Consider the following 16,863-nt stretch of genomic DNA (forward strand, 5'->3'; position numbering starts at 1 on the left):
CTTACTTAGACGGAGGCCACATTACTGGCTGCGCGTTCGCATACGGAACAATGCATGGCAGACCATCGATGTAGGTACAAAAAATATTCATGATTACCTCAGCCAACCTGCTTGGTCGGGCTGTGGTAGATATCAGCGAACATATCAGCCATGGCTTCTTCGCTGGGTTCTTCCTGCATTTGCACACTCACGGCACGGCTGACCAGTTGATGACGGCGCGGCAGATGCAAATCATCCGGGATCCGCGGCCCGTCGGTCAGGTAGGCCACCGGTAGTTCATGACCGATCGCCAGGCTCAACACCTCGCCCAGGCTTGCCGTTTCGTCCAGCTTAGTCAGGATGCAGCCGGCCAGCCCGCAGCGTTTGTAGCTGTGGTATGCGGCGGTTAGAACCTGTTTCTGGCTGGTGGTTGCCAACACGAGATAATTTTTTGACTTGATGCCGCGTCCGGCCAGGCTTTCGAGCTGCATGCGCAGGGCCGGATCGCTGGCTTGCAGGCCGGCGGTATCGATCAGTACGACGCGCTTGCGCAGCAACGGTTCCAATGCCTGGGCCAGGGACTGGCCCGGATCCACATGGGTCACCGACACGTTGAGGATCCGTCCCAGGGTCTTGAGTTGCTCCTGGGCACCGATGCGGAAACTGTCCATGCTCACCAGGGCGATGCTCTGGGCGCCGTACTTGAGTACGTAGCGGGCGGCGAGCTTGGCCAGGGTGGTGGTCTTGCCCATGCCGGCAGGACCGACCATGGCAATCACCCCGCCCTCTTCCAGCGGCTCGACTTCCGGCGTGGCAATCATCCGCGCCAGGTGCGCCAGCAACATGCGCCAGGCCTGGCGAGGTTCTTCGATACCATTGATCAATGCCAGCAGGTCCCGGGACAACGGACCGGACAGGCCGATGCGTTGCAGGCGACGCCACAGGTTGGCCTGGGCCGGACGGCTGCCTTGCAACTGGTTCCAGGCCAGGGAGCCGAGCTGGACTTCCATCAGCTCGCGCAGGCTGTTGAGCTCGAAGCGCATCGAGTCCAGGGCGCGCGGATCGACCCCACGGGCAGGCGCGGCGGGTGCCGGCTCTGGACGACGCGGTTCGGCCTGGGCCTGCTCGATCAGCGGCTCGGCAGCGGTCAACGGCAAGCCGGCGGTCAGTGGCTGACCGGCGAACAATTGACGATTGGTGCCCGCGGCACCCTCGCCTTCGCTGCTACGCAGGCTCAGTTCGGCCTGGGCGCTGGCGATGCGCGATTGGGTCTTGCGCAGCTCATCTTCGAGTTCCATGTTCGGAACCCGCGGGGCCAGCGCAGACAGTTTGTAATCCAGGGCCGCCGTCAGCTCGACACCGCCGGCGATACGACGGTTGCCAATGATGGCTGCTTCAGCGCCCAGCTCGTCACGAACCAGTTTCATGGCCTGACGCATGTCGGCGGCGAAAAAACGCTTCACTTGCATAAACCACTACCTCAGCCGTTGGGCCCTACTGTCGCAACGATGGTCACTTGCTTGTTGTCCGGTATTTCCTGGTACGCCAGCACATGCAGCCCCGGGACCGCGAGGCGCCCGAATCGCGAGAGCATCGCGCGAATCGGACCGGCCACCAGCAGGATCACCGGCTGGCCTTGCATCTCTTGCCGCTGGGCTGCTTCGATCAGCGAACGCTGCAGCTTCTCGGCCATACTTGGCTCCAGCAGGACACCCTCTTCCGAGCCTTGCCCTGCCTTCTGCAGACTATTGAGCAATATCTGTTCCAACCTTGGTTCCAGAGTGATCACAGGCAGCTCGGACTCAGTGCCTACAATGCTTTGGACGATTGCGCGGGACACGCCGACCCGAACAGCTGCCACCAAGGCGGCGGTATCTTGACTCTTGGAAGCGTTGTTGGCGATAGCTTCGGCAATACTGCGTATGTCGCGCACAGGCACTTGTTCGGCCAACAGCGCCTGCAGCACCTTGAGCAACTGCGACAACGAAACCACACCCGGCACCAGCTCTTCGGCCAGCTTCGGCGAGCCTTTTGCCAGTACTTGCAGGAGCTGCTGGACTTCTTCGTGGCCGATCAGCTCGCTGGAGTGCTTGTACAGAATCTGATTCAAGTGGGTCGCCACCACCGTACTGGCGTCTACGACGGTATAGCCGAGAGACTGGGCCTGGGCCCGCTGGCTGATTTCGATCCACACCGCTTCCAGGCCGAAAGCCGGATCCTTGGCGGTGATGCCGTTGAGGCTGCCGTAGACCTGTCCGGGGTTGATCGCCAGTTCGCGGTCGGGGTAGATCTCGGCTTCGGCCAGGATCACCCCCATCAAGGTCAGGCGATAAGCGCTCGGCGCCAGGTCGAGGTTGTCGCGGATATGCACGGTGGGCATCAGGAAGCCCAGGTCCTGGGAGAGCTTCTTGCGCACCCCCTTGATCCGCGCCAGCAATTGCCCCCCCTGGTTGCGATCGACCAAAGGAATCAGGCGATAGCCGACTTCCAGGCCGATCATGTCGATCGGGGTCACGTCATCCCAGCCCAGTTCCTTGGTTTCCATGGCGCGAGCCGGCGACGGCAGCAGTTCCTGCTGGCGCTTGACCTCTTGCAGGGCCTGGACTTTCTGCACGTTCTGCTTCTTCCAGAACAGGTAGGCGCCACCGGCCGCCAGGGCAGCCATGGTCAGAAAGGAAAAGTGCGGCATGCCAGGCACCAGGCCCATCACCGCCATCAGGCCGGCAGCAACGGCCAGGGCCTTGGGCGAGGCGAACATTTGCCGGCCGATCTGCTTGCCCATGTCTTCGGAGCCCGAAGCACGGGTCACCATGATCGCGGCCGCTGTGGATAACAACAGTGATGGCAATTGCGCCACCAAACCGTCACCGATGGTCAACAAGGCGTAAACCCTGCCAGCGTCGCCGAAGGTCATGTCGTGCTGGAAGATACCGACGGCCATGCCGCCGATCAGGTTGATGAACAGAATCAGCAGGCCGGCGATGGCGTCACCGCGCACGAACTTGCTGGCACCGTCCATGGAACCGTAGAACTCGGCTTCCTGGGCCACTTCCAGGCGACGCAGCTTGGCCTGGCTCTGGTCGATCAGGCCGGCGTTGAGATCGGCGTCGATCGCCATCTGCTTGCCCGGCATCGCATCGAGGGTGAAACGCGCGCTCACCTCGGAAATCCGCCCGGCGCCCTTGGTCACCACGACGAAGTTGATGATCATCAAGATGGCGAAGACCACGATACCGACCACGTAGTTACCGCCGATCACCACCTCACCGAAGGCCTGGATCACCTTACCGGCGGCAGCGTGCCCGTCCTGGCCGTGGAGCATGACCACCCGGGTGGACGCCACGTTCAGCGCCAGGCGCAACAGCGTGGCCACCAGCAGGATGGTCGGGAATACGGCGAAATCCAGCGGCCGCAGGGCGTATACGCACACCAGCAGCACGACAATCGACAGGGCGATGTTGAACGTGAAAAACACGTCCAGCAGGAACGGTGGTACCGGCAGCATCATCATGGCGAGCATGACCAGCAGCAACAGCGGCACGCCCAGATTACCCCGGCTGAGGTCTACGACATTGCTGCGCGCGGTGCTGAGTAACTGAGAGCGATCCACCAATATTCCCCGTTCCTGTGAAGCAAACTTTTGACGCCCTGGACGGGCGCAGACGGGGTATTGCAAGAAGCCTTCCAACTTGCAGTCAAGATTCGCAACGGCGTGCATTCATTCGGCGCGATGCACCCGGTGAATCACTGCGCTGTAAGTATTTGCGCCGGTGTGATTGGGCCAAAATTCAATTTCCAGCCCCTGACGTAACGCGCGCCCCGGAACATTTGCACACCATCGACTTCAACCTGGTCTTGATTGGCGTACATGAACACCACCATCGAAGAAGGCGCCTTGACGTCGGCCAAGGGCTCTTCAGGCGCGTTGATCTGGTGGCCCTCCATCACATTGAGCGCCCATTGAAACTGGATGATCGGAAGATCCGCGATCGTGATGATCTGCTTGGGATCCTCCCACCGAAAATCCGTGCGCGCGGCAAGCCTCAATTTCCCATCAAGGATCTGGAAAATCGGCTTGTGATAACGCCGCTCCAGCCCCCCACTCGACCATCCATCGAAATAACTATCAGGGTGGGTGAAGATACGGAACAGCGCCTCGTTATTACCGATCTTGCCGGCCTGACCAGCGAAGTAATCGTAGGAAATGTGATAAGCCAGGCCCTCCAATTCAGGCCGAATGGCATTGACCTCACCCTCCAGGTAATTGGGCACATACTTGTTCGCCGCGTCCCTGAAGCGCGCAAACTCGAGCATCAGGTCAAACGTGAACGCACAAGCGATGGCTCGTTCACCGGCATTGGCCTCGACCGCCCCTGACACGAAGTTCAGTTCCATGCCGCCGAGTTTTTTGTATTCGCGCATTGTCATGGCACACCCCTGGATTGAGTAGTCATCCAGAAGCATTACATTGCCATGGGAAGCGGCTGTCTACTGTCAGGACTGACAGGTACCGGGGATACCTGACGCCTATCGCAGGCCGTAGTACAGACCTTCCAAGCCGATCCAGGCACTCAATCGACGCCAATGTTTCTCTGCGCCAGCGTGACTCAGGAATCGCGCCGCAAATCCGGCGGAATCGGCAAGTCCTTGAGCGGCTCTGGACGCTTGCCTTTACCCGCGCGGTGCTGGCGGATCTGGTAGACATACGCCAGCACCTGGGCCACAGCCAGGTACAAGCCTCCAGGGATTTCCTGGTCGAGTTCGGTGGAGTAGTAGATCGACCGCGCCAACGCCGGGGATTCGAGCAGCATCACCTCGTTAGCCACGGCGATTTCACGAATCTTCAGCGCCAGGAAATCACTGCCCTTGGCCAGCAACACGGGGGCGTTGCCTTTTTCGGGGTCGTACTTGAGGGCGACGGCGTAGTGGGTCGGGTTGGTGATGACCACATCGGCATCGGGAATTGCCGCCATCATCCGCCGCTGGGAGACCTCGCGCTGCAACTGCCGGATCCGCTGCTTGACCTCCGGCTTGCCTTCCGAGTCCTTGTGCTCGTCGCGCACTTCCTGCTTGGTCATCATCAGCTTCTGCTTGCTCTGATACAGCTGGATCGGCACGTCGATGGCGGCGATCAGGATCAGGCCGCAAGCCATCCACAACGTGCTCCAGCCCACCAACTGCACGCTGTGGATAATCGCCTGCTCCAGCGGTTCGTGAGCAATGCGCAGCAGATCGTCGATATCGGCCTGCAACACTGTCAGCGCGACAAACAAGACCAGCAGGAACTTCCCGAAAGCCTTGAGCAACTCCATCAGCGCCGAGGTAGAAAACATGCGCTTGAGGCCTGCGGCCGGGTTCATTCGACTGAATTTGGGGGCCAGGCTACCGGCGGCGAACAACCAGCCGCCCAGTGAAATCGGGCCAATCACGGCGGCCAGCAGCAAACAGATCAGCACCGGCTGCACCGCCAGGATCGCGATCTTGCCCGAGTGCAGCAGATGCTGGGACATGGCGCCCGGGGAGAGCAGCACCTCACGGGGCAGGGAGAAATTCAGGCGCATGATTTCCAGCAGGTCCAGGGCCAACCCACCGCCATAGACCAGTAACCCGCCCGCCCCGGCCAGCATCACCGCCAGCGTGTTAAGTTCCTTGGACCGGGCAGTCTCACCCTTTTCCCGGGATTCGCGCAGGCGCTTTTCCGTGGGGTCTTCTGTCTTGTCCTGACCACTCTCGCTCTCGGCCATGGTTCAGCGTGCCTGCGCCATGTCGCGTAAAAGCTGCAAGGCCTGGGTGGCCAGCGGCTGATACTGGTTGAGGATATCCCCCAGGCTGACCCAGAAAATCACCATGCCCAGCACGAGGGTCAGCGGAAAGCCGATGGAGAAAATATTCAATTGCGGTGCCGCCCGGGTCATCACGCCAAAGGCGATGTTGACCACCAGCAACGCGGTGATCGCCGGCAATACCAGCACCATCGCCGCGCCCAGGACCCAGCCGAGCTTGCCGGCGATTTCCCAGAAATGATTGATCAGGAACGCATTGCCCACCGGCATGGTGGTAAAGCTCTCGGTCAAGACCTCGAAGACCACCAGATGCCCATTCATGGCGAGGAACAACAGGGTCACCAGCATCGTCAGGAACTGACCGATCACTGCCGTCGTCACGCCATTGGTGGGGTCGACCATGGACGCGAAGGCCATGCCCATCTGGATCGAAATGATTTGCCCAGCCACCACGAAGGCCTGGAAGAACAGCTGTAGCGAGAAGCCCATCAAGGCGCCGATGAGAATTTGCTCGGCCACCAGCATCAGTGCACTGAGGTCCAGGGCATGGACCGGCGGCATCGGCGGGAGCCCGGGCGCGATGACAACCGTGATCGCCAGGGCGAAATACAGGCGCACGCGCCGGGGCACAAGGGTCGTGCCGAAGACCGGCATGCTCATCAGCACCGCGGTGACGCGAAACAGCGGCAGGATGAACGATGCCACCCAGGAACTGATCTGAGTGTCCGTCAGCTCGAGCATCGACATGCGGTCAGCCGATCAACTGCGGAATACTGCCGTACAACTGCAGGATGTATTCCATGAAGGTTTGTACCATCCAGGGGCCGGCGACGATCAGCGTCACCAGCATCACCAACAGGCGTGGCAGGAAGCTCAAGGTCTGTTCGTTGATCTGGGTCGCGGCCTGGAACATCGCCACCAGCAACCCGACCAGGAGGCTGGGGATCACCAGGATGGCAACCATCATGGTCGTCAACCAGAGCGCTTCACGGAACAGGTCTACCGCTACTTCAGGCGTCATATCGTCCTACCCGCACAAAAGGCCTAAACACCGCCGAAACTGCCCGCCAGGGTACCGATGATCAACGCCCAGCCATCCACCAGCACAAACAGCATGATCTTGAACGGCAGGGAAATGATCAGCGGCGAGAGCATCATCATGCCCATGGCCATCAGTACGCTGGCGACCACCAGGTCGATGATCAGGAACGGGATGAAAATCATGAAGCCGATCTGGAAAGCGGTCTTGAGCTCGGAGGTCACGAACGCCGGCACCAGGATGGTCAATGGCGCCTGATCGGCACTGGGGATATCGGTGCGCTTGGACAGGCGCATGAACAGCTCCAGGTCGCTGCTGCGAGTCTGGGCCAGCATGAAATCCTTGATCGGCACTTCAGCCTTGGCCACGGCATCCTGAGCAGTGATTTTTTCCGCCAGGTAGGGTTGCAGCGCATCCTGGTTCACCCGGTCGAACACCGGCGCCATGATGAACATGGTCAGGAACAGCGCCATGCCAGTGAGGATCTGGTTCGAGGGGGTCTGTTGCAGGCCCAGGGCCTGGCGCAGGATCGAAAAGACAATGATGATCCGGGTGAAACTGGTCATCAGCATGACGAACGCCGGGATGAAACTCAGCGCGGTCATGATCAGCAGGATCTGCAGGCTGACCGAGTATTCCTGGGCCCCTTCGGCGTTGGTTCCGAGGGTGATCGCCGGAATCGACAGTGGATCGGCGGCAAACGCCAACGGTGCGGCCAGCATCAGGGCCAATGCCAACAGAATGCGCAACGGCATTACTTTTTATCCTTCTGGTCTTTACCCAACAGTTCCATGAGGCGCTGGGCAAACTCGGGACTTGCCTGCTCGGCGGAGGGCACCTGCACCGGCTCCTTGAGGACATGCAAGGCGGTAATGGTGCCCGGGCTCAGGCCTAGGAGAATCTGCTCGTTGCCGACCTGCACCAGCACCAGCCGGTCCCGCGGACCGAGCGCGCGGGAGCCGATGATGTCGATGACCTGGCCTTTGCCGGCTGGCCCGGCCTGCTGCACCCGACGCAGCATCCAGGCGAGGAAGAAGATCAAGCCCAGCACCAGCAGCAAACCCAGCACCAGCTGTGCCAGTTGCCCGGCCACGCCACTGCCGGCAGCCGGCGCAGCGGCGGCCGTGGCAACCGGTTCGGCCGCCAGCACGCTCAATGGCAGCATCGCGGCGGCTGCGAAGAAACCTTTCACTCAGCGCAGCTTCTTGATGCGTTCGCTCGGACTGATCACGTCCGTCAGGCGAATGCCGAACTTCTCGTTGACCACCACCACTTCGCCATGGGCGATCAAGGTACCGTTGACCAGCACGTCGAGTGGTTCGCCGGCCAGGCGGTCCAGCTCGATCACCGAGCCCTGGTTGAGCTGCAGCAGGTTGCGGATGTTGATGTCGGTGCTGCCCACTTCCATGGAAATCGACACCGGGATATCGAGGATCACATCCAGGTTCGGGCCATCGAGCGTTACCGGCTCATGACTCTTCGGCACGCTGCCAAATTCTTCCATCTGCAGGCGGCTGGACGCATGAGCGCCACTGTCGGCCGCCAGCAAGGCGTCGATGTCGGCTTGCCCGGCATCACCGGTTTCTTCCAGGGCTGCGGCCCATTCGTCGGCAAGCGCCTGGTCATCCTGGGTATTCATATCGTCAGCCATCATTTGTCCTCGGCGGGCAAAAATCAGTTAAAAACGTAAAATCCGTTACAAACTCAAGGGGTTCGACCCCGCTCAGCGGCGTTCGATCGGCTCGATCACCTGCAACGCCAGGTTGCCTTTGTGAGAGCCCATCTTGACCTTGAAGGCCGGTACGCCATTGGCGCGCATGATCATGTCTTCCGGCATCTCGACGGGGATGATGTCACCCGGCTGCATGTGCAGGATGTCCCGCAGGCGCAGTTGGCGCCGGGCAACCGTCGCGCCGATCGGCACGTCGACATCCAGCACATCCTGGCGCAGCGCATTGATCCAGCGCTCGTCCTGGTCGTCGAGGTCCGACTGGAAACCGGCATCGAGCATTTCTCGCACCGGCTCGATCATCGAGTACGGCATGGTCACGTGCAGGTCGCCGCCACCGCCATCGAGCTCGATGTGGAAGGTCGAGACCACGATGGCCTCGCTCGGGCCGACGATGTTGGCCATGGCCGGGTTCACTTCCGAGTTGATGTACTCGAAGTTCACTTCCATGATCGCTTGCCAGGCTTCCTTCAAGTCGACGAAAGCCTGCTCCAGCACCATGCGCACGACCCGCAGCTCGGTCGGGGTGAATTCACGCCCCTCGATCTTGGCGTGACGACCGTCGCCGCCGAAGAAGTTGTCCACCAGCTTGAACACCAGCTTGGCGTCAAGAATGAACAATGCGGTGCCGCGCAACGGCTTGATCTTCACCAGGTTGAGGCTGGTAGGCACGTACAGCGAGTGCACGTACTCACCGAACTTCATCACCTGCACGCCACCGACGGCCACGTCGGCCGAGCGGCGCAGCATGTTGAACATGCTGATGCGGGTATAGCGGGCGAAACGCTCGTTGATCATTTCCAGGGTCGGCATGCGTCCGCGAACGATGCGATCCTGGCTGGTCAGGTCGTAGCTTTTGACGCTGCCCGGTTCAGCAGCGTTTTCGGTCTGCACCAGGCCATCGTCGACACCATGTAGCAGCGCGTCGATTTCGTCCTGGGACAACAGGTCCTGCACGGCCATGTCGTGTTCCTACTGCAATACGAAGTTAGTGAAAAGCAGCTGTTCGATCACCACTTTGCCGAGCTCTTTCTGAGCCACTTCCTGCACACTGGCCGTGGCTTTCTGACGCAGCATTTCCTGACCGACCGGGGTGGCCAGGGTGTCGAAATTCTGTCCGGAAAACAGCATCACCAGGTTATTGCGGATCAGCGGCATGTGCACCCGCAGCGCTTCCAGGTCAGCCTGGTTGCGACCCAGCAGGGTGATGCTGACCTGCATGTAGCGTTGACGACCGTTCTGGGTGTAGTTGGCCACGAAGGCTGGCGCCATCGGCTCGAAAATCGCCGGTTGCTTGCCCACTGGTGCGGCTTCGACCGCCACCGCCGGCTTGCTTTGGGCGCTGTGCATGAAATACCAGGTCGCCCCCACCGAAACGCCGATCGCCAGGAGCAAACCCACCACGATCATGATGATCAGCTTGAGTTTGCCTTTGGTTGCAGGGTCTTTTTACAGCTGCTGCTTCACTCTTCGCCATGCCAATAATCCGTCACTAATCGGGGTTTTCACTGTTGCACGGCAAGGCTGGAGCAAGTGTTATGCCAGAAGTGTCGGCGCTTAAGATGACGGGCAGACGCGATCTTCAATCCCCATAAAAACAAAGTGGGAGCGAGCCTGCTCGCGATAGCAGTGGATCAGCCCACGCAAGGGTGACTGACAATCCGCTATCGCGAGCAGGCTCGCTCCCACAGGGGCGAGCATCGTTGGGTCAGGCGTAGTAATCGACCGCGCTGGTGCCGATGACACTGGTCGTGCTGACGGCCGCTTCAGCAATGCTGGCCGTGCCAGCGTCGTCCGCCGAATCCACCCGCCCACCGGACGACGTGGTGCGCCCCGCCTGGGCTTGCTGCTGGGCCTGCTGCCCCCTGGTTCTGCGAGCCACGGGACTGGTCCGATACACTGACGTCGACCTGGCCCATGCCCTGCTGGGCAAAACTGTCCCGCAGGCGATGCAACTGACCTTCGAGGGCTTCGCGAACGCCGGAGTGGGCGCTCATGAACGTGACCTGGGTCTGCTGGTCCGGAACCATGTTCACCCGGATATCCAGGCGCCCGAGCTCGGCGGGTTGCAACTGGATATCGGCCGCCTTGAGATTGACGCTGGACAGGTACATCACCCGGTTGACCACCTCTTCGGTCCAACCGTTCTGATTCATTGCGATAGGCTGGTTGACCGGCACCGCATTGGCGGTTTTAGGCGTAGCGGCCTGGGTCAGTGCGGCCAAGCGGTTGGCGAAATCGTCCACGCGAGTGTCACTGGAAGCGGCGCCCAGGTCCTTGAGGCCTTCGCTGATCAAGCCACCGAATGCCTTGTCGCCACCCTGGCTGCCGGGCCCGGTACTGTTCTGGTCGGCTTGCACAGTAAGCATGCTCGCCATACCGGCGGCAAAGGTTTGTGCCGAAGTCGGCTCACCATCGAGCGACGCCGGGGCCGCGCTCTTGGGTTGGGCCTGGCTGGTGGCGGAAACATGGCCGCCCTGCTCCATCGCCAAGCGCAAGGCTGGCAACGCGTCGAGTGGGTCTGCTTCAGGATCGAAGGCGGGATCATCCACCGGGACCGCCGCCTGGGTCACCTGGACCGGTGCGGCCAAGGGGGCAACCGGCGCCGCTACTGCCGTACCCAGCTGGGTGTCAGTCGTGACCGCCACAGGTGCAGGTTCCGCCGTGGCTGTCGCCACCGGCACCGCCATGTCCGGCAGCAGTCCTGGATCAAGGCTCGGATCGATAGGCGCAGCATCGGCAACTGGCGTTTGCGCAGGGTCGGCGTTGTCGTCACTGGCGGCGTTATCGTCGGCGCTGGCCGGTTTTTCCGTGGGCAAGGGTTTGCCGCTATCGGCAACCGTCGGCTCCGGGGCGGCAGGGGTCTGGTTGCCAGTGTCTTTTTTGACGGTGTTGTCGGCAGCCTTGTCGCGTACCGATTTCACCGATGGCTCAGGGGCCGCAGCCGATTTGGCAGGCGCCTGCTTGGCGAAGACTTGAGCGAAGCTGGAGGCTCTATCCCCGAGTTCCGGGGCCGCTGCCGGTGAATTGACGGCGACCTGGGGCTTGGCCTGGACAGAGGCCTGAAGCAGTGTGTTGGGGGTAACAGGCATAAAAGGGTCTCCGCTGCACTGGAATCATAGGTACAGTCGAGACTAGGCAATGCAAGGCACGGGCCAACGTCTGCCCGACCGTCGAATCTCAGCAGTGAAAGCCTTCACGCTCTTCCCTGCAAAGCTTGCGGACATGAGCAAATTCATTGTCGATTTCGTTGACCAGCTTTTCGATACCGCCCAATGACGGTTGCTTGGCACGCTGTTCCAGCTCGCCGCACAGCTCGGCCAGGCGGATGGCGCCCATGTTGCTGCTGCTGCCCTTGAAGCTGTGGGCCGTGGCGCTCAGTTTTTCAGCATCCCGTGCTTCATGCAGCACCCGCAGGCGAGCCTCGGAGTCGTTGAGAAACGTATCCAGCAACTCCAGATACCCCTCCTCCATGACTTCCTTCAACGTGCTGAGCACGTCGCGGTCCAGATGAATCTCGTTCACTTGTTCGCTCCCTGATCAAGAATGGCCCCGATTATGCCAGAGCCTCCCAGAAAAACTCCACGCGCGCACTACGACCATCGTCTGACCAACTGGCCTGGTGGCTCAACTGGCGTACCAGGCTCACGCCGCGCCCCGACAACCGATCACTGTCCACGGGCCGCGCCAGCACCCTGGCGACATCAAAACCCTCGCCACTGTCTTCGACTTCGATGGCCAGGCGACCACCCTCGCCATCTGGCGAGACATGCAAGTGCACCCGAACGTAACCGTCGCTCAGTTCATCCAGGCGCGTATTGCGCTCCCGGTAGTAGCGGGCAAAACCCGCCGCGTCACGCTTGAGGCTCGAGTCGAGCCCCAGCACCCCATGATCCAGGGCATTGGAGTAGAGCTCCGACATGACGCTGTAAAGGGCGCCACTCTGCGCCCTGAGTCCATGGACCTCGAGCAACAACTGCAACAGGTAAGGCATCGGGTTGAAGCGCTTGAGTGTCTGCGCCCGGAACTCGAAGCTCACCGACCAATCCAGCGGGCTGGACTGGCCGCTATCGGAATAGACCGGCGGCGGCGGATTGAGTTGCGTCGGTGCGACCAGCCGTACCTCGACCATACTGAAGTCGTCCCGAGCCTCGCCGCGAAAGTCCCGCAGGGCCTGCTGGATATCTTCGAAAAGAAGATCGGGCTCACGGTTGGCTGCAAACACCTGCTGCAACCCCTCCACGCCAAACGGCCGATCATGGTCGTCACTGGTTTCGATTACGCCGTCAGACAACAGGAACACCCGGTCCCCCAACGACATGGCGTGCACTTCGGTGCGATCATCGAATAGCTGGGGCGAGAGCACACCCAACGGCAGGTGCCGTGCCGGCAATGGCGTGCGCACGCCGCTGAGGCTGTCATGCAGGTAACCCTCGGGCATGCCGCCATTCCAGACTTCCACCGTGCACCGCTGGAAACTCAGGCATAGCAACGTCGCGCAACAGAACATGTCCACTGGCAGGATGCGTTTAAGCTTGGCATTCATCTCCCGCAGGATCTGCGCCAGGCCGTAGCCCTTGGCGGTCATCCCGTAGAACACTTCCGCCAGCGGCATCGCACCGACCGCCGCCGGCAAACCGTGCCCGGTGAAATCCCCCAGCAGGACGTGCATGTCGCCGGCCGGGTTGAACGCCGCCAGCAGCAGGTCACCGTTGAACAAGGCATAAGGCGATTGCAAGTAGCGGATGTTCGGCGCGCTCAGGCAGCCGGAGTGGGCGATCTTGTCGAATACAGCCTTGGCGACCCGTTGTTCGTTGAGCAGGTAGTCATGGTGCCTGGCGATCTGGTCGCGCTGCTCCACCACCGTGGCCTGCAACCGACGCAAGCGGTCCATGGCCTTGATCTTGGCCGCCAGGATCACTTGGTTGTAGGGTTTGGCCAGGAAATCGTCACCGCCCGCTTCCAGGCAACGGGCCAGGGCTTCGCTCTCGGTCAACGAGGTGAGGAAAATGATCGGGACCAACTGGTCCCCGGCCAACTGCTTGATTTTCTGCGCGGCTTCAAAGCCGTCCATCACTGGCATCATCGCATCCATCAGCACCAGGTGCGGACGTTGCTCCAGATAGACATCGACCGCTTCGGCGCCATCGGCCGCAGTGAGCACATGATGCCCCTGGCGGCGGACAATGGTCGACAACAGCAGTCGATCAGCGGCACTGTCTTCGGCAATCAGGACCGTCAGCGGCTCCGACGACGATTGCATGGCCGTCAACTGATGTCGAACAGCTTGTCGAAATTGGAGATCGCGAGGATTTTCTTGACGTCATTGCTGCTGTTGACGACACGGATATCCGACTGGTCGCCACCGGCATGATCGCGCAACAACAAAAGCATGCCCAAGGCGGAACTGTCGAGATAAGTGGCTTCTTTCAAATCCACCACGATGGAGTCAGGTTTCTGATTGAGCCGTTCATAGGACTCACGAAACTCCTGATGCCGTCCGAAATCGAATCGACCTTTGATCGAGATCGTCAGCTTGTGCCCATCGGGAGATACTTCGGTAACGACTGACATGATCGGCTTCCTTGTCATGGACATACGTGTACAAGGTGTAGCATCTGGTAAAGGTCTGAGCAAGGTTTTGTCAGAATCTGCCGACAAAATCCCGGTTTCGCATCAATAGGGATTCTGCCGCGGCAGGCGCTGGGACAACTCATCGAGCAGTTTCTGTTCGCGCTTGTCTTCCAGTTGCCGTGCCTCATCGATATAGCGCTGCACCAACTTGCGCAACCCTTCGACCCGGGCAAACGCCTCTTGCCAGCTCTGGCGAGCCTTCTCCAGGTTGTTCTGGTGCCAGACCAGGCTCTGGCGCTGCTGGTCGATAGCGGTACCCAACTGCGCAAGAAAGCCTTGGTAGCCCAACAACCACTGCCCGGAAACCCCGTGGGCACCACGGGCGATCCACTGTTCCTGATATTCGAGTCGAAAGTTTTCGAGGTCTGCCAGCTTGCTTTCGGCGACTTTGACCTGGCCCTGGAAATACGCCAGTCGCTGGACGGCGGTCTTCTCGGCCTTTTCCGCCATGTCCACCACGGGCGCCAGGCGGGCCGCACGACTCGTGGCCATGGTCGGTTAAGTGCCTGAGATCGGGGCGAAAAGAGTCTGCAAGTGCGCCTCACTGGCGCCCATGCCGATGTTGTCGTTCAGGCTCTGGCGCAGGTAGACGGCCATCGACGGGTGCAGGTTGATCGCGGTGTCGGTCTCGCGGTCGCCGCCAGGCACATAGGCGCCGACGCTGATCAAGTCACGGCTTTGCTGGTAGCGCGACCAATACTGCTTGAACTGCTGGGCCCGCTTCATGTGTTCGGCACTGATGACCGACGGCATGACCCGGCTGATGGAAGCCTCGATATCGATGGCCGGGTAATGCCCTTCTTCGGCCAGGCGCCTGGACAGCACGATGTGGCCGTCGAGTACGCCCCGGGCCGAGTCAGCGATAGGGTCTTGCTGGTCATCGCCTTCGGACAGCACGGTATAGAACGCGGTGATCGAACCACCGCCCTTTTCCGCATTGCCGGCACGTTCCACCAGTTTCGGCAGCTTGGCGAATACCGAAGGCGGATAGCCCTTGGTGGCTGGCGGTTCGCCGATGGCCAGGGCGATTTCCCGCTGGGCCTGAGCGAAACGGGTCAGCGAATCCATCAGCAACAGGACGTTCTTGCCCTTGTCACGGAAATACTCGGCGATACGTGTGCAATACATGGCCGCTCGCAAGCGCATCAACGGCGCATCATCCGCTGGCGAAGCCACCACCACCGAACGCTTGAGCCCTTCCTCGCCAAGGATGTGCTCGATGAACTCCTTCACCTCACGACCCCGTTCGCCGATCAGCCCCACCACGATGATGTCGGCTTCGGTGAAACGGGTCATCATGCCCAGCAGCACGCTCTTGCCCACCCCGGTACCGGCGAACAGGCCCAGGCGCTGGCCGCGTCCGACCGTCAATAAGCCGTTGATGCAGCGGATACCCACGTCCAGCGGTACGCTGATGGGGTCGCGCTTGAGCGGGTTGATCGTCGGGCCGTCCATCGGCACCCAGTCTTCAGCCTTCATACCGCCCTTGCCGTCCAAGGCCCGCCCGGCTCCGTCCAGCACGCGCCCGAGCATGCTCATGCCCATGGGCAGGCGACCGTTGTCGGCCAAGGGCACCACGCGCGCGCCGGGGGCGATGCCGGCGACACTGCCCACCGGCATCAAGAAAACCTTGCTGCCAGAGAAGCCCATGACTTCGGCTTCGACTTGCACCGGGTGATAACTGTCGTCGTTGATCACCATGCAGCGGCTGCCCATGGCGGCACGCAGGCCTTCGGCTTCGAGGGTCAGGCCGACCATGCGCAGCAGACGCCCTTCCAGGATCGGTTGACCGGCCAGTTCGCTGGCCTCGGCGTAGCTGCCCAGGCGCTTGCCGAAGCTGGTTCGCTCAAGGCGCATCGCGGCTGTCCGGTGCAGAAGCGTCAAATTCAGGTACATCCAACCCGGCATCGGTCGGCGCGGCATCCGCACTGACCGGAGGTTCGTCCGGCAACTCCAGGCTCAGGTCGGCAGCGGCCGGGTGCAAGGCCTGTTCGTGCAACTGGTCGAACAATTTGGCCATGATCTGGCTGATGCGAGTTTCAACGGTTGCGTCGATGCGGCTGTGTTCGGTTTCCACCCGGCAACCGCCCGGCAGCAGCGCCGCGTCCTCGACGATGCGCCAGGTTTCTTCATGGCGTTCGCGCAGGGCCTTGACCAGTTCGAAGTCCTGGGGATTGATGTACAACCGCACGTTACCCACGCCCAACGGCAACAACTTGAGCGCTTCACGCATGACATGTTCGATCTGGCTCGAATCGATAGCCAGTTCGCGCTGGATCACTTGTTTGGCGATGTGTTGCACCAGCCCCACCAGGGATTTCTCGATCTGGGTGTCCTGCTCGGCGATGGGGTCGAACAGGTTGAGCATCAGCGATTCCAGCGCGCGAAGCTTGGCCGTCAGCGCCACGTCGGCTTCCTGGCGGACCTTGAGCGTGGTGCTGTGGAAGCCTTCCTTTTCGCCCACGGCAAAGCCTTCGTTGTAGGCTTCCTGGCGAATGCTCTCGACTTCCTCGAGGGTCAGTGGCTGGACTTCCTCCAGCGGCACTTCCTCCATTTCCGGCAGCTCTTCCTCCGGCTCAGGCTCAGGCTCGGGCACGTGGGGATCGAAGCTGGGCAGCGACCAGACGTCGAAACCACCGACGTCCCGGGCGCGGATCAGGTCGCTGGGTGCTTCATCACTCTTGGCAGACATAACGACC

Annotated in this window: 17 protein-coding genes and 1 pseudogene; all 18 read right to left on the reverse strand. The window is 61.1% G+C overall.

Annotation, left to right across the window (positions count from 1 at the left end; genetic code table 11):
* Nucleotides 1–98 precede the first annotated feature (98 nt).
* The 18 genes and pseudogenes from flhF to fliH all read right to left on the reverse strand — a co-directional run bounded on the left by flhF (nucleotide 99) and on the right by fliH (nucleotide 16,856).
* Entirely contained in the window at nucleotides 99–1,448 is a 1,350-nt protein-coding gene (gene flhF / locus GN234_RS10295; RefSeq protein ID WP_095973956.1) for a flagellar biosynthesis protein FlhF, read from the reverse strand.
* 11 nt (nucleotides 1,449–1,459) lie between these two features.
* Complete coding sequence (gene flhA, locus GN234_RS10300; RefSeq protein WP_109751830.1) at nucleotides 1,460–3,589, reverse strand: flagellar biosynthesis protein FlhA; 2,130 nt, start codon at nucleotides 3,587–3,589, stop codon at nucleotides 1,460–1,462.
* Between the two features lie 134 nt (nucleotides 3,590–3,723).
* Complete coding sequence (locus GN234_RS10305; RefSeq protein ID WP_163854857.1) at nucleotides 3,724–4,407, reverse strand: hypothetical protein; 684 nt, start codon at nucleotides 4,405–4,407, stop codon at nucleotides 3,724–3,726.
* Between the two features lie 179 nt (nucleotides 4,408–4,586).
* Nucleotides 4,587–5,723, reverse strand: coding sequence for a flagellar biosynthesis protein FlhB (flhB, locus tag GN234_RS10310; RefSeq protein ID WP_176688405.1), 1,137 nt, complete (start codon nucleotides 5,721–5,723; stop codon nucleotides 4,587–4,589).
* A gap of 3 nt (nucleotides 5,724–5,726) precedes the next feature.
* Nucleotides 5,727–6,509, reverse strand: coding sequence for a flagellar biosynthetic protein FliR (fliR, locus tag GN234_RS10315; RefSeq protein ID WP_109751355.1), 783 nt, complete (start codon nucleotides 6,507–6,509; stop codon nucleotides 5,727–5,729).
* A 4-nt stretch (nucleotides 6,510–6,513) separates the two neighbouring features.
* Entirely contained in the window at nucleotides 6,514–6,783 is a 270-nt protein-coding gene (fliQ, locus tag GN234_RS10320) for a flagellar biosynthesis protein FliQ (RefSeq protein ID WP_038858957.1), read from the reverse strand.
* Between the two features lie 23 nt (nucleotides 6,784–6,806).
* Nucleotides 6,807–7,556, reverse strand: a complete 750-nt coding sequence (gene fliP, locus GN234_RS10325; protein WP_053120292.1) for a flagellar type III secretion system pore protein FliP — start codon at nucleotides 7,554–7,556, stop codon at nucleotides 6,807–6,809.
* Entirely contained in the window at nucleotides 7,556–7,993 is a 438-nt protein-coding gene (gene fliO / locus GN234_RS10330) for a flagellar biosynthetic protein FliO (RefSeq protein WP_116831749.1), read from the reverse strand. The genes fliP and fliO overlap by 1 nt, the downstream gene beginning before the upstream one ends.
* Entirely contained in the window at nucleotides 7,994–8,452 is a 459-nt protein-coding gene (gene fliN, locus GN234_RS10335) for a flagellar motor switch protein FliN (RefSeq protein ID WP_109751353.1), read from the reverse strand.
* A gap of 72 nt (nucleotides 8,453–8,524) precedes the next feature.
* Nucleotides 8,525–9,493 carry a flagellar motor switch protein FliM gene (gene fliM / locus GN234_RS10340; RefSeq protein ID WP_003184019.1) on the reverse strand — a complete coding sequence of 323 codons (969 nt, stop codon included), beginning with the start codon at nucleotides 9,491–9,493 and terminating at the stop codon, nucleotides 8,525–8,527.
* Nucleotides 9,494–9,502: 9 nt separating this feature from the next.
* Nucleotides 9,503–9,949: a flagellar basal body-associated protein FliL gene (gene fliL / locus GN234_RS10345; protein WP_411828787.1), complete on the reverse strand. Its 447-nt coding sequence runs from the start codon at nucleotides 9,947–9,949 to the stop codon at nucleotides 9,503–9,505.
* Between the two features lie 289 nt (nucleotides 9,950–10,238).
* Nucleotides 10,239–11,622: pseudogene (locus GN234_RS10350) on the reverse strand (flagellar hook-length control protein FliK).
* Between the two features lie 88 nt (nucleotides 11,623–11,710).
* On the reverse strand, nucleotides 11,711–12,055 hold the full coding sequence (locus tag GN234_RS10355; protein WP_109751351.1) for an Hpt domain-containing protein: 345 nt from the start codon (nucleotides 12,053–12,055) through the stop codon (nucleotides 11,711–11,713).
* A 31-nt stretch (nucleotides 12,056–12,086) separates the two neighbouring features.
* Entirely contained in the window at nucleotides 12,087–13,793 is a 1,707-nt protein-coding gene (locus GN234_RS10360; RefSeq protein WP_116831747.1) for an ATP-binding SpoIIE family protein phosphatase, read from the reverse strand.
* Nucleotides 13,794–13,798: 5 nt separating this feature from the next.
* Complete coding sequence (locus GN234_RS10365; protein ID WP_014337164.1) at nucleotides 13,799–14,104, reverse strand: STAS domain-containing protein; 306 nt, start codon at nucleotides 14,102–14,104, stop codon at nucleotides 13,799–13,801.
* Nucleotides 14,105–14,206: 102 nt separating this feature from the next.
* Nucleotides 14,207–14,656, reverse strand: a complete 450-nt coding sequence (gene fliJ, locus GN234_RS10370) for a flagellar export protein FliJ (RefSeq protein WP_003199091.1) — start codon at nucleotides 14,654–14,656, stop codon at nucleotides 14,207–14,209.
* Between the two features lie 6 nt (nucleotides 14,657–14,662).
* Nucleotides 14,663–16,021 carry a flagellar protein export ATPase FliI gene (gene fliI, locus GN234_RS10375; RefSeq protein ID WP_109751349.1) on the reverse strand — a complete coding sequence of 453 codons (1,359 nt, stop codon included), beginning with the start codon at nucleotides 16,019–16,021 and terminating at the stop codon, nucleotides 14,663–14,665.
* A complete protein-coding gene (gene fliH / locus GN234_RS10380; RefSeq protein WP_176688406.1) occupies nucleotides 16,011–16,856 on the reverse strand; it encodes a flagellar assembly protein FliH in 846 nt (281 codons plus the stop codon). Before fliH ends, fliI begins: the two co-directional genes overlap by 11 nt.
* Nucleotides 16,857–16,863: the final 7 nt, after the last annotated feature.

The organism is Pseudomonas bijieensis (assembly GCF_013347965.1).
Taxonomy (GTDB): Bacteria; Pseudomonadota; Gammaproteobacteria; order Pseudomonadales; family Pseudomonadaceae; genus Aquipseudomonas; species Aquipseudomonas bijieensis.